Source organism: Chitinophaga pendula (assembly GCF_020386615.1).
Classification (GTDB): domain Bacteria; phylum Bacteroidota; class Bacteroidia; order Chitinophagales; family Chitinophagaceae; genus Chitinophaga; species Chitinophaga pendula.
Genome location: NZ_CP077769.1, coordinates 3,106,761 through 3,121,905, shown reverse-complemented (window position 1 = coordinate 3,121,905; position 15,145 = coordinate 3,106,761). Strand labels below are relative to the sequence as shown.

Sequence of the window (15,145 nt, the reverse complement as noted above, 5' to 3'; positions counted from 1 at the left end):
AAACAGACCGGCTGCACATTTATTAACAACCGCTACATAATGGTATGCATCATGGTGCATGCCCTGCTTTTATCATTGTTTATTATGCAGTATTTGTAATACCTGCAATACCTGAAAGAACCAGTATCAGCACCTGTATATTTTTAATTGTAACCCTTAATTGACCTTTATGAAGAAGTTTCTATTCTATCAACCGATCCATGTTTTTTTACTTTGTTTATTTACTGTTGTCGGCACCTATGCACAGACACCTGTGGCTAAAAATGGCCAACTGAAAGTAGTGGGCCTGAAATTATGTAACCAGTATGGTAACCCTATACAACTGCGTGGTATGAGTACGCACGGTATACAATGGTATGGATGGGGTAGCTGCCTGACGGAGGCATCGCTGGATGCACTGGCGTATGACTGGGGGGCTGATATCCTGCGTATCTCTATGTATATCCAGGAGGGCGGGTATGAGACCAACCCGGCAGGATTTACAGCCCAGGTGAACCGGCTGATCGAAGAGGCTACCGAACGTGGCATGTATGCCCTGGTGGATTGGCATCAGCTGACGCCTGGCGATCCGAATGCCAACCTCAGCCTGGCGAAGACGTTCTTTACCTCTATTGCCAATACGCATAAGAACAAAAACAATATCATCTATGATATTTGTAACGAGCCTAACGGCGTGGCGTGGAGCCGTATTAAAACCTATGCGGATCAGCTGATCCCGGTAATACGCGCTATCGATAACGATGCGGTGATACTGATCGGGACGCATGCCTGGGCTTCTATGGGGATCTCTGATGGCCGTTCGGCACAGGACATTGTAAGCAATCCGGTTAATTTCCCCAATATCATGTACACTTTCCACTTTTACGCGGCTTCTCACGGTACGCAATACCTTAATGAGCTGGATTGGGCATCTGACCGTTTGCCGGTGTTTGTGACAGAGTTTGGTACACAGACGGCTTCCGGTGACGGGACTAACAATTTCACTATGTCCCAACGTTATATCGACCTGATGCAACGTAAGAAGATCAGCTGGACGAACTGGAACTTTTCGGATGACTTCCGTTCCGGTGCAGTATGGACGACCGGTACCTGTGCTAATGGCCCCTGGACTACGGCCCGTTTAAAACCTGCCGGTACCTGGATCAGGGAACGTATGCTGAACCCCGCGGATGATTTTCCGGGTGGTGGTACTAATCCGCCGCAATGCCTGCCGGTAACTGCCAGCGGCGACGATGGCAATGTTGCTGCCAATGTGAGGGATAATAACCTCAATACCCGTTGGTCTGCCAGTGGTGACGGACAATGGATACAGTTCTGTTTATCAGCCGTAACAACAGTCACCGGTGTGGACATCGCCTTTTATAAAGGAGATACCCGTCGTTCTGTTTTTGATATCCTGACCAGCATGGATGGTAATACCTGGACAGCAGCGGGTACCGGCCTGCAAGCCAGCGGTAGCTCCCTTAACCTCGAGTCCTTCAATTTTACGGGCCGCAGTGCCAAATATGTGAGGATCGTAGGCCATGGCAATAACGAAAACGCCTGGAACAGCTATACTGAAGTGAAGATTAAAAACGGCAGCACAGTGGTACAACGTACCAGCGAAGTATCAGCGGGTAAACCATCGCTGGAGATCTTCAAGGAGTTGACCTTAACGAGCTATCCTAACCCGGTGAGCAGCAGTGCCAGCATACAGTACTCCCTGCCGGAGGCTGGTAATACGCAGCTGGCGGTATACAATATTGCCGGTAAGGTAGTGAACGTACTGGTAAACGGCCGCTTGTCTGCCGGTAAACACAATACCGTATTTGAGACCGGTAAACTGCCTGCGGGCATTTACCTGCTGAAGCTGGAACACAACGGCAAGACGGTGACCCGTCGTATCTCCAAACAATAATTCCTTATAGGTTGCTGATATGGTGTACGGGCTGTCTGATCAGACAGCCCGTATTTTTTTACCGTGTTGACAATATCGTGTTGATGAGTTGTGCATTGTGCGGCAGATAAGCCGGGTTGCCCAACATTTCAATATGTGGACCTATCCCCGCGATAATACTTACTATTCCGGTAGTAGCGTCTTCCCATTGATATTCCTGTATTTCGGCGGCAGCTATTACATAGATGTTGGCATGTATACATCCTTCGTTGACCAGCTCATCTACGTAGGCGGTATAAGCATAAGAGTCATCCACCAGCTTTTCGATATAACCGGGAGCTGCGTTACTCAGCTGGTGCTGTGCAAGTGCCGTTAAAATCTCTTCTTTTACTGCCGCCCTGCCGGTACCGGTACTACCCATTTTATTCACCCGGCGAATGGCATCGATCATGATGATGTCGGATATGATCTCTCCTTCTTCCTGCAATGCTTTGGCTACCTCGAAGGCGAGGTTCCCGCCTGCGGAATAGCCCATGAGCAGGTAGGGACCGCGAGGTTGAATAGCTTTGATCTGCTTTACATATTGTGTAATACGATCTTCCCGGTCTATGTAGTTAAAGCTGTGCAGCGTATGTGTGGTTATATGTTGTGCGAGTGCGTTATAGGCGAGTGCTTGTCCCATCGCAGGCGGGAAGGCAAACAGATGACGGTCTCTTACCGGAGTCAGCGTAGTGATAAATGATAGTGCCGTTTCCGCAGCAGCATCGATCTGATGTGCCAGTGTCCGGATGGTGGGATAGCGGAATATATCTGCGAGTGTGATGGCGGAAGGCCCCTGTTGATGCAGGTGTGACATCACGGCTATTGCCTTCATGGAATGGCCGCCTATCTCAAAGAAATTATCCAGCACGCCGATCCGTTCCTGCGAGAGTACCTGTTGCCATATATTAAGCAGGCGTGTTTCGGTATCGTTGGCAGGTATCTCGTATGGTGTGGTGCTGTGCATTGCCTTGTCTGGTGAGGGGAGTTTTTTGTAGTCTGTCTTGCCGTTAAGCGTCATGGGGATATTATCCAGCTGCACAAAGAACGCCGGCAGCATATACTCCGGCAGCTCTTTTGCCAGGAGTGTACGTAAGGTGGCGGCGGCATATGTTGTATGGGCGGTGAACCAGGCGCATAGATAGGCGCTGTTGTTTTTGTCCTGTTGTGCCAATACGACTACTTCTTTGATATGTGGCAATGCTGCCAGCCTGGTGGCTATTTCTCCCAATTCTATGCGATATCCCCTGATCTTAACCTGTTGGTCTATTCTTCCCAGGAAACGGATCTCTCCCTGTGATGTCCAGCAGGCGAGATCGCCGGTGCGGTACATGCGCTGTTCCGGCTGAAAGGGATCTTTGACAAAACGGGTATTGGTCTGTTCCGGATTGTTGAGATATCCTCGCGCCAGGGAATGCCCGGCTATGCATATTTCTCCCGGTATACTAACCGGCAACAGGTTGTTGTGCTGATCGAGGATATAGATACGGGTGTTGGCCATAGGCAGGCCGATGGTATCGTCGTCTTCCGTACATTTTTTAGCAGTGGCGTTTACGGTTGTTTCCGTAGGTCCGTATATGTTATATAGTCGATACCCTTTGTCTAATACCTGGTTTTTCAGTGTAGCATCCAGTTTCTCTGCGCCGGTGATGATGGTACGCAGGCTTTCGAACGGAGGATTATCTACGATGAAATCATACAACAAGGTGGGTACGATCTCCGCGATGTTGATGGCATGTTGTCGTATAAAGGCACTGAACAGTTGTTTGTCCAGTTTGTGGTCATCTTCCAACAGGTAGATACCGGCACCGTTGAGCAGTGGAACGATGATCTCTTCTACGGATACATCGAAGCCGATACTGGTCATTTGCAGCACGCGGTTATTGGTGGGCAGGTCATGTTCGCGATTGAACCAGGTGGCGAGATTCAGTACGCTTTTATGTTCTATCATTACCCCTTTGGGTATACCGGTAGATCCGGATGTGTAGATGATATATGCCAGGTGTGCCGGTGTGCATAGCGGCTTGGAGAAGTCAGCGGCATTGAAGCGGTTTGCTTGTGTATGCCACTGATCGTTGGTGATTAATACGCGATCTTTTCCGAGGCGGAGGCTATCATGGGCTTGTATGGCTTCGTGGGTACAGAGTACGATCGTAATGTCAGCGTCGTTGAGCATTGCCAGCAGCCGGTCATCAGGGAGCTCGGGTACCAGCGGTACATAGGCGGCCCCTGTTTTCAGAATGGCCAGCATAGCGATGATGGTATCTGCGCAACGTTCCATCATGATACCTATGTGCTGTCCCGGGAGAGCACCTTGTTCCTGGAGATAACGAGCCAGCTGATTGGCCTGTTGATTGAGGCGATCATAAGTTAGCGTGGTGTCCCTAAACAAGATGGCGGTGGCATCGGGTGTTTTTATTACCTGCTGCTGGAAGGCCTCTTGTATGGTTACAACTGGGTATACCATGCGGGTATTGTTAAAGGTGCTGAAGACGGTATGTACTTCCCCGGGTGTTGCCAGCGAGAGGGTAGCTATAGGACTATGCATATCTTTTAACACGCTCTCCAGCAGGTGGCAATAATGGGCTGCCATACGTTTGATCGTGTCTTCCCGGAAGAGGGAAGTGGCATAGTTGATGGAGAGCTGGCAATTATCCGGTTGTTCCTGGATGCTGAAGGCGAGGTCAAATTTTGCTTTATCTGCGGGGAACAGGAGGGGGGATATATCATAAGTAGCAGTGCTTAGTTGCAAGGCATTCACCTGCAGATAGGAGAACATGACATCGAATATGGGATTGCGGCTCAGGTCACGGGATAGCTGGAGGTGTTCTATCAGTTCTTCGAATTGAAAATCCTGGTGGGCGGTGCCTTGTATGACGGTATTTCGGATCTGTTGCAGGAATGTGGCGAAGGAGTCGGTGGATGCAGGTTGCCCCCGTAATACGAGGGTGTTGACGAACAGCCCTGCCATGTGTTGCATGTCCACATGTGAGCGGCCCGCTACTGGTGTACCGATTAGTATATCTTCCTGTCCGCTGTATTTGTATAACAGCAGGTAACATACCGCCAGGCTGAACATAAAGGGAGTGACTCCCTGTGTGGCTGCCTGTTGATACATTTCCTGTACGAGGTATACGGGGATGGGATGAAAGTATTCGGCGCCATCGAAACATTGTACGGCCGGCCGGGGCAGATCTTCGGGCAGGCTTAATACGGGAATATTATCCGGTGTGAGCTGGTGCAGCCAGTACTCCTTTTGTTGTTGCCAGGCGGGAGTATCGCGGCTGGTGTGTTGCCAGGCAGCATAATCTTTGTATTGCAAGCGCGGGTGAGAGAGGTTGATTCCATCATATAACTGCCAGAGTTCTTTGATCAGCATTTCCATGGACACGCCATCTGTGATGATATGATGCATGTCTATGATGAAGAGGGGAGGCAGCTGATCCGGGCAGGTGATCCAGGCGGCGCGTACGAGGGGAGCCTGGGCCAGGTCGAAGGGCGCTATCCATGCTAATGCTTCGCGGATACCATCTGAGGTAGCCTGCAGGCGGTCGAGCGCACAATATACGGCTGGTAGTATCACCTGTACGGGTGTACCTGCTTTCAGCAGGAAGGCGGTGCGTAATGCTTCATGCCGGTGGATGAGCTGGTTGATAGCGTATTCCAGCCGGGTGGTATCAATTTCACCTTTGACACGGGCGAGGAAAGGGACATTGTAAGCGGTACCAGGACCTTCCATTTGCGCGAGGACAAACAGCCGGTTCTGGGCGGCAGATAAGGCATAGTATGCTGCTACCGGTGCTTCCGGGATAGGCAGATAGGCTAATGCCGGTGTGCATTTATCGATCGCATTGGCGATCCTCTGTATTGTACGCTGTGTAAATATCTCCTGCAATGGCAGATGGACCTGAAAGACCTTTTGTATATGAGCGGCCAGGAGTGCTGCTTTGAGTGAATGTCCTCCCAGGGAGAAAAAATCCTGTGTAATTCCGAAGTTATTGTTTTCTAATATCTCCTGCCAGATGCCGGCCAGGCGGATCTCTGTATCAGTGGTTGGCGCCAGTGTAGTGGTGGCCTGTTGCCATTGATCAGGTGCAGGCAGGGCTTTCCGGTCTACTTTACCATTTGCCGTTAGCGGGATAGCCGGCAACTGCATCAGTAAGGCAGGTACCATGTATGCGGGAAGTGTGGCTGACAGCCAGTCTTTAACCTCGTCGATGGGTAGTGCGGATGACGCGGAGAAGTAGGCTACCAGGTATTTATCCTGTTGTGTGCCATCATATGCGATGACAGCAGCAGCGTTTATGGCCCGGTGTTGTAGCAGCCGTGCTTCAATTTCACCCGGTTCTACACGATAGCCCCTGATCTTTAACTGATGATCGATGCGTCCGGCATAGCAGATATTGCCATCGGGCAGATAGTATCCGAGGTCTCCGGTGCGATACATCCTTTCCTTTGTCAGGAAAGGATCTTGGAGAAAACGTTCTTGCGTTAAGGTGGTATTGGCAGCATAGCCTCGACCTACGTTGGCCCCTGCGATATATATTTCTCCGATTGCACCCAGTGGTTGTGGCCGGAGAGATTTGTCGAGGATGTAAATACGGTTGTTGATGACTGGTTTACCTATCGGAGGTACGTCGGTATTGGTGGTGCCCGCCGTATATTCATAGGTGGTGGCAACATGTGTTTCTGAGGGACCATAGTGGTTATGCAGGGTGGTATTACCCTGTCGCAGGTAATTGTCCAACAAGGGAGACACGGTCAATTGTTCGCCTGCCGTGATGATATGCCGGATACAGGTAGGTATCTGCTGTGCATAGACGAGTTGTCCGAACAGGAATTTCAGATAGGCCGTAGGCAGGAATATAGTCGGGATCTGATGTGTATCGATATAATTGAACAGTGTAGGTATATCTCTTTTATCTGTTTCGCTGATGATGTAGAGACAGCCACCCCCCAGGAGGGTCGTAAATATTTCCTGGTAGTATACATCGAAACAGTGTGTGGTGAACTGCAGTACCCTGCTGGTGTCGTTGATCTGGCCTTTGCATTGCTGATGAGCGATGAGGTTGGCCAGGTTGCGATGTTCCAGCATCACCCCTTTGGGTTTGCCGGTGGTACCTGACGTGTAGATGATGTATAGCAGGTCTTGTGCGTGACTATCGGGATAGCAGGTGCCGTTGATATTAGTGCGCAGTGCAGCTGTGATAGTGAGCTGTGGTACTGTGGATAGGAAGGGCAGGTGTGCTTCGACGAGGCAGATGGTGGTCTGGCTGTCGTCGAGGATATATTGAATTCTTTCCGCGGGATAATCTTTATCTATTGGTACGATGGTGGCACCTGCTTTCAGGATACCCAATACCGCCGCGATGAAGGTGGCAGAACGATCCGCTATCAGGGCCACGGCCTGTTGTGGGCCGATGCCTTTTTGCAGCAATGCTGCTGCAATGGTGTTGGCTTGTGCCTGTAAGGTCTCATAATCTGTACGGTTGCCATTGTGAAACACTGCGGGGGCAGTGGGGTGAAGGGCTACCCGTTGATCGAACCAGGTGTGTAATACGGGCGGTTGTTGATAGCTGGCGGCGGTGGCATTGAAGGTGTCCAGTGTATGTTGTTCTTCCGGGCTGATCACCGTCACCTTTTGTACTGGTATATCCGGCTGCGTGGTGACGCTGTGTAGTATTGTGGCTAGTCCTGCTGCCAGATAAGCGATCTGCATATCGTCATAAGCGGCCTGGTTGTAATTGAACCGGATGCGAAGATCCTGTTGCGGGACGATAATGACGTTGAGGTCATAATGTGTTTGTTCGTTAAAGACAGCCTCGCGGATCTTCAGTTGCTGACCGGCGGTAGAGTGTTGATGGAGTAATCCCTGATCTACGGGATAGTTTTCGAATACGAGGATATGATCGATGAGGTCTTGTCTGATCTCGCTGCATTGCTGAATGTCTGCCAGCGGGAGGTAGGCATATTGATCTGCGGAGAGGGCGTCGGTCTGTACGGACTGTACCAGTTCGGAGAACAGGGTGTCTGGTGTCGTTTGTATACGTACGGGTAGGGTATTGATAAAAATGCCTGCGATGGTATCTATTTGTGGGATGCTCGTCGGCCTGTTGGATCGGACGGCGCCATAGACTACATCATTGGTATTGTTGTGTCGTTGCAATAAGAGGCCCCAGGCCGCCTGGATGATATTGTTGACGGTAACTTGTTGTTGTTGTGCCAGTGTCTTCAGCCCATCATAGATGGTAGCCGGGATGATATGCTGTTGTTCGTGTACCAGGTATGTTGCCTGCTGTTTTTTGAGCCGTTGTATCGATGTGCGCTGTGTGTAGTGCGCCAGGTACCCGGTCCAGTGGTGCAGTGCGGCTTTCCGGGATTGGGTACTTAGCCAGCGGAGGTAGCTGCTGAAAGGCTGTGGCCGGGCAGACAAGGCGGCGTTGCCGGTAGACAGCAGGTGATAGGTCTTGAGCAGGTCCTGTAGCAGCATGATAAGGCTCCATCCATCCAGTATGATATGATGGAAGCTGAAGATGATGCTACACTGTGTGTGGGCGGTATGTAGCAGATACAACCGGTGGAGCGGTCCTGTTGCCAGGTGATACAGCTCCTGCATGTCTGTCTGTAAGGTATTTGTTAGTAGCGCCTGTTGCGTTGTGATGTCGCAGCCAGAAAAGTCTCTGTAATGAAAGTGATGAGGGATATCTGTATGTACTTCCTGCAATGGATGTATCAGTCCCTGGTGGTGGAAGGTCGTGCGTAGTATATCGTGTGTGCGGATGAGTATGCGATAGCAGTTTTCCAGCAGGGCCGGTTGTATGTTGCTATCGAGGTGAAGGACCATTTGCACGTGATAGGCGCCGGCGGCGTGCACGGTCATATCGTGGAAGAGGATGCCGCTTTGCATGGGGGAGAGCTCGTATCTGCCTGCTGTCTGGTGTACCAGGGGCGTATAGTGTGTGGCGACGACGGTTGCCAGCGGGGAGGCGACTGTGGCGAGCTGGCGGACGGTGGGATAGCGGAAGATATCTTTGATACTTACCTGTATGCCCTGCAAGGCAGCTTTGGCTGCGACCTGTATTGCTTTGATGGAGTCTCCGCCCAGGGAGAAGAAAGCATGTGTGGTGCCGACAGTACCGGTTTGTAATACTTCTTTCCAGATGTGGAGCAGTGATGCTTCTGTTTCGTTGGCAGGCGCCGTAACAGGGAAGGTACTGCATTGCTCCGTTGTGGGCGTCGGCAAGGCTTTCAGGTCGGCTTTACCATTGGGAGATAGCGGGATGTGATCTATCTGCATGAAATGCGCCGGTATCATGTATTCGGGCAGTTCCCGTGACAGGAGGTCCCGCAGCTCCTGAGTGTCTATAGGGCTTGCGGCTACATAGTATGCGCATAATTGTGGCTGGGCAGCTGGTGGTGTCCAGGCGGTGACGATCGCCTCTGTGATATCGGCGGCTTTGAGTAGCTGTTGGGCGATCTCTCCTGGTTCTATGCGATATCCCCTGATCTTGACCTGGTGATCGATGCGGCCGAGGTAGGCCATGTTACCATCGGGGCACCATCGGGCGAGGTCGCCGGTGCGGTACATCCGTTGTGTGGGGAAGAAAGGGTCCGGCAGGAATTTCTCTGCGGTGAGGTCTGGTCTGTTAAGGTATCCTTCTCCGACGCCGGTACCGGAGATATAGAGTTCTCCCGGTACGCCCTCTGGTTGAAGGCGACCGTCGGGGTTGAGTATGTAGAGGCGGATATTGCTGATGGGTTTCCCGATGGGGATGGATGCCGGAGCCGGCGCATCGGGGCAATCGAACCAGGTAACATCGATCGCTGCCTCCGTAGGGCCGTACAGGTTATGCAGGGTGGCGCCATAGGGAGTTTGCAGGCATTCGCGGAAGCCATCCACCTGTTGTGGCTGGAGGGCTTCACCGCTGGCGAACACTCTTTTCAGGGAGCTGAGATCCCATTTACCTGGATAGGCTTTCAGGAATTCGAGCGATACCTGTAACATGGACGGTACGAAGTGTAAGGTAGTGATGCGGTGTTGCGCAATGGTGTCCATGATAACGGCCGGATCTTTTTCTCCCGCCGGTTCCAGGAAGCAAACGGCTGCGCCGGCAAAGGCCCACCAGAAAAGTTCCCAGACAGACACATCGAATGTATACGGCGTTTTCTGAAGGATGACATCCCCGGTGGACAGCGGGTATTGCTGCTGCATCCACCATATGCGGTTAACGGCAGCGCGGTGGGCTATCATGGCACCTTTGGGTTTGCCGGTAGAGCCGGAGGTATATATCACATAAGCCAGCGAGGATGCGGGCGTAATTATAGCAGGACCTGCTGTTGCTGTTTGTTGCAGTGCTTCGTCGAGCAGCAAGGTGACACCATTGAAAGCGATCGAGTGCTGATGGCAACGTTCGGTCAGGAGTACGGCAGCTTTGCTATCGTCGAGCATATACTGTATCCTGTCTGCAGGATAGGAGGGGCTGATGGGTAGGTAGGCGGCGCCAGCTTTCAGGATGGCCAGTATACCTACAGGCAATGCTGCGGAGCGTTCGGCGAGGATGGCGACAATATCGCCAGGTCTTATGCCTGCCTGGACCAGTTGTAATGCCAAGGCGTTGGCATGTTGTGCTACGGCGGCGTAGGTAAGTTGTTGTTCGCGGAAGATGACGGCGATATGATCCGGCGTGGCTGCGGCTTGTTGATCGAATATGCTATGCAGGGTATGTGTATCGGGGAAATCAGCTCTAGTATCGTTCAAGGTATACAGCAGTTTATGCCGTTCTTCGGGTGACAGGAATTCGATGCTGCCGATGCGTTGTGTAACGGACTGTGTCATGGCCAGCAGGACGGCTTGTAGCTGGCAGGTCATCCGGGCGATGGTCTGGGGGAGAAAGAGGCGGGTATTGTATTCGAAGCGCAATTGAATTTCCTGTTCGTGGTCGGTGGCTTCCAGGGTAAGGTCATATTTGGCCGTAGGCGCGGTAAAAGGCAACTGACTGACAGCGTAGGGGCCTGCCTGTGCTATTGCTACCGGTGCCTGTTGCCAGGCCAGTAATACATCGAACAGGGGATGCCGGCTGATATCGCGGGGAAGATCCAGTAATTCTGGGAGATCATTGACGGTACTATTACTGTGTGCGGAGGCTGTCGCCAGCATTTGCTGTACTTCCTGCATCAGGCTGAGCACCGATCTATCTGGCTGCGGCATGGTGCGAAGTGGCAGGGTGTTGACAAACATACCTATCAGGGGCTGCAGACATTGGTAGGGTCTGTTGGCCATGGGGATACCTATTACGATATCTTCCTGTCCGGAATAGCGATGCAGCAGGATATTGTATGCGGTGAGCATTACGGTAAATGCGGATACCTGGTGGGTGGCTGCCAGACTGCGGATAGCCGTGGTGGTATTCTTATCCAATGTGCTGTAGTAACTATCGCCTTGATAGGTCAGCAGGGCAGGTCTAGGAAAGTCGAGCGGGAGCTGGAGTACCGGGATGCCGGAGGAGAACAGTTGCTGCCAGTATGCAGGTGTATTATCGGATTGATCGTACCATACGGCGTAGTCTGTATACTGCCGTTCGGGAGCCGGGAGGGTATCGCCAGCGTATAGCTGTAGTAGTTCCTGCAGGCAGATATTGACGGACCAGCCATCTGCGATGATATGATGTATGTCCAGCAGGAGCAGTTGTGTTTGATCCGGGAGGTCGGTCAACGCAGCGCGCAGTAAAGGCGGTTGGGAAAGATCGAAGGGGCGGATGAAGGCATGGAAATGATCGGCCAGTGCGTCGGAGGTTACAGGCTTGTCGACCGGCCAGGGGCGTTCTTCTGTATGGAATGCGGTGAGGGAGGAGATCTGCTGGCAGACCTTATTGTCCTGCAGGAAAAATGCTGCACGAAGCTGTTGCTGTCTTTGCAGCAGCTGGAGGAAGGCTGCGTTCAGGCGATATATGTCCAGGCGACCCTGTAGGTGGAAGGCACCAGCCATATTATAGGCGATGTTATCCGGCTCGAAGGTTTGTTGTATGTACAATTGTGCTGCCGCAGGAGGAACAGGATAATGAAGAGCTGGCGGGGCCAGGGGCAGCTCTTGTGTGGTGCGCACTGTATGATGCCTTGATTGCAGGGCTGTTGCCAACATACGGACGGTGGGGTAGGAGAAGATGTCGGTAACTTCCATGGGAATACGGCGGGTACGCGCTGCATTGACCAGCCGGATGTTATTGATGGAATGTCCTCCTAGTGAGAAGTAGTTGGCGGTGGCGCTGACGGATGGTTTCTCTAAAATCTCTTCCCAAATATTAGCCAGCTGTATCTCGAGATCGCCAGCGGGAGCGACGTATTGTGCTGCGGCTGGTTGGTCTGTGGGCAGCGGTAAAGCTTTTTTGTCCACCTTACCATTAGGAGTGAGGGGGAGTATATCGAGCCAGCAGCAGACGGCTGGCAGCATGTAATGCGGCAGGGTGTTGGCCAGGAACTGTAGTAATGACGGTTCGTCGAGAGTAGCGGTATGGTGCAGTACGCAATAGGCGGCGAGGAAGTATTCGTCGTGTTCATCCTTCCAGGCTTTAACGGTGGCATCTTTCACGGCGGGATGGGCGATGATGGCGGCGATGACTTCTCCCTGTTCTATGCGGAAGCCGCGGATCTTTACCTGATCGTCTATACGCTGCCGGAAGTAGTAGTTGCCATCCTGTTTGCGAACGACATGATCTCCGGAGGCATAGAGGCGGGTGCCTGCTCCGATACCGGGATGTATATGGAAGCTGGCAGCTGTCCGTTCCGGCATCCGGTAATATTCCCTGGCCAGGCAGGTTCCTGCTATGTATAACTCACCCGGCATGCCGGTGGCAGCGGGGTAACCGTATCGATCCAGTATGTACCAGTATACGCCCGGGATGGGCTGGCCGATCGATATCTCCTGTTGTTGCGATGTTATATGCGAGGCTGCTACCCATACGGTTGCTTCCGTAGGACCGTACATGTTATACAACGAGATGGCAGGATGTTGGTGGAATTGAGCAGCCAGTGAAGGGGGGAGTGCTTCTCCACCACATAATGCTTTGAAGGGTTGGTGCGGTTGCCATCCTGCGAGGAACAGCATTTTCCAGGTAGCAGGTGTAGCCTGCATAGTGGTGACCGGGTACGCGGACAGCAGTCTGCGCAAGGCGAAAGCATCTCTGGCGTCAGCAGCAGTGGCCATTATTACGGTAGCGCCGGTATAGAGCGGCAGGTATAATTCCAGTACATGTATATCAAAACATACGGTGGTGACGGCCAGCAGGATATCTTCCGGGAGCAGGCCGGGCTGTGAGGCCATTGCTGTCAGGAAGCTGGCTACGGTGCGATGTTCGATAGCGACACCTTTGGGTCTGCCGGTAGAGCCGGAGGTGTATATGATGTAAGCCAGGCTATCGGGGGAGACGGTGGGTAAGGTTACCGGTGTGACAGGTGTGGTGATGATCTCATCATATAGCCAGGCTTTGGTAGGAGTGGCGGTAAACTTGTCTGCAAATGCTGCTTCGGTGATCGCTAATGGGCACGCTGCATCTTCAATGATCATGTTGATCCTTTCTTCCGGGTAGTCAGGGTCTAGTGGGATATAGGCGCTGCCTGCTTTCCAGATACCCAGTAAGGTGATCATCAGGGAAGAGGAGCGGCTGAGGCATACTGCGATAGGCATATCTTTTCCGGCACCCTGCTGATGGAGCCAGCAGGCCAATTGCGTGGCCTTTGTATGGAGGGTGCGATAGGAAAGCGATCCGTCGTCTGCGATGAGTGCTGTCTTTTGTGCCTGTAGCAGGGTTTGTGTATCCCATTGCGACAGGAATAACGGCACCGGTTGTATGACCGGGGTATCGTATATGCCCAGCTGTTGCAGTTCCTCTTCCGGGAGCCAGTTCATTGCGGCGATGTGTTGATCGCTGTGCAGGGGCAGGTAGGTCAGGAGGTGGCTGAACCGGCGGAGCATGTTTTCGCCATCTTGTGTGGTGAAATGGTCTTCCCGCAGCTGGAAGTCGAACAATACCGGTTCGTTGTTGCGATAGGCGCGGACGAAGAGGTTGAAAGGTTGTGTATCGTGTTCGTGTGTGAAGGTGCGTGGTAGTATCTCTGTTACATCGTTAGCGGAGATATTATAATCAAACTGTTCGAAGGAGAAGGTGATATCGAATAGTTGTTCCCGGTTGTGTGCCAGCAGTTGGAGATCGCGGTAGATCTGTCCCAGCGGATATTCCTGGTAGCGGTAGTCCTGTTTCTGTGCCTGTTTGATCTCGCGTAGCAGGTCTTTGAAAGACAGGCTGGTGCCATAGCTGAACCTGGCAGCAGCGGTGCTTGCGAAGATGCCTAGTACCTTTTTGAACCTGGCATTGGTGCGATTGTGTACGGGTAGTCCTATTACCAGTTCATCGGTTTGGCAGGCCCTGGTGAAGTAGACGTAGAGGAGTCCGAGGAGGACGTGGAAGATGCTTACGCCATTGTCATTGGCCAATGACAGCAATTGTTCGTATTGTTCATAGGGTACTGCTAATTGATGCCGGCGGCTTTTCAGGGAGTTGTTTTCCGAGATGGGGTATAGCAGTTGAGGGGGCAGTGGGGAAAATTTTTGCGACCAGTATTGCCGATGAGGCAGGAAGGCGGCGGTGTCTTGTCGTTGGCTGTTGATGGCAGCTACGGCATGTCGGAAGTCGAAGGTGCTGGCTTCGGGTACCTGACCGTTGGTGAGTTGTTGATAGTCGGCGAGCAGTTGACGGAGGAACAAGGTGAAACCCCATCCGTCGAGGATGAGGTGATGTGCTTTGATGTAGACCAGCTGGTCGGTGTCGGAGAGGCGTACGATGGAGAGATGGAAGAGTTGTGTTGTCAGGGAGAAAGGCGTTGCGAAGTCCTGGCGGAGGGATGTCAATGCCAGCTCCAGGGGTGTTTGTTCCCCGGAATAGTCTATTACGGGAATATCTGACAGGGATGTTTCGGCATAGTATTGCAAAGGGATATCTCCCTTTATGTCTAGGCGGGTGCGGAATGCGGCTTCCCTGTTGACGATGCCCAGCGCAGCTGCTTTCAGCAAGGGCAGTTGCAGGCGGCCTTTCAGCCGGTAGTAGCCTCCGATGATATAGAAGGGGGAGTCGGGATAGCGTTGCTGGTGGAGGTATATATCAAGCTGTGCGGGAGTCAGTGGTTGTGTTGCTGCAAATGCCTGCTGTGTCATAAAGTTGGATATAAAATAATGAGAGA

The 15,145-nt window shown here is 52.3% G+C and carries 2 protein-coding genes; one reads left to right on the top strand and one right to left on the bottom strand.

Annotated elements, in window-relative coordinates; translation table 11 throughout:
* Positions 1-169: 169 nt before the first annotated feature.
* Positions 170-1,897, top strand: a complete 1,728-nt coding sequence (locus KTO58_RS10980; RefSeq protein WP_095839316.1) for a cellulase family glycosylhydrolase — start codon at positions 170-172, stop codon at positions 1,895-1,897.
* A gap of 58 nt (positions 1,898-1,955) precedes the next feature.
* Here the strand turns inward: KTO58_RS10980 and KTO58_RS10975 are convergent, their stop codons facing one another.
* Entirely contained in the window at positions 1,956-15,119 is a 13,164-nt protein-coding gene (locus KTO58_RS10975) for a non-ribosomal peptide synthetase (RefSeq protein WP_225860193.1), read from the bottom strand.
* Positions 15,120-15,145 lie beyond the last annotated feature (26 nt).

What these genes read in the sequence shown, in the direction of transcription:
- KTO58_RS10980 (WP_095839316.1), top strand. Translation starts at nt 170, where the DNA reads ATGAAGAAGTTTCTATTCTATCAACCGATCCATGTTTTTTTACTTTGT.
- KTO58_RS10975 (WP_225860193.1), bottom strand. Translation starts at nt 15,119, where the DNA reads ATGACACAGCAGGCATTTGCAGCAACACAACCACTGACTCCCGCACAG.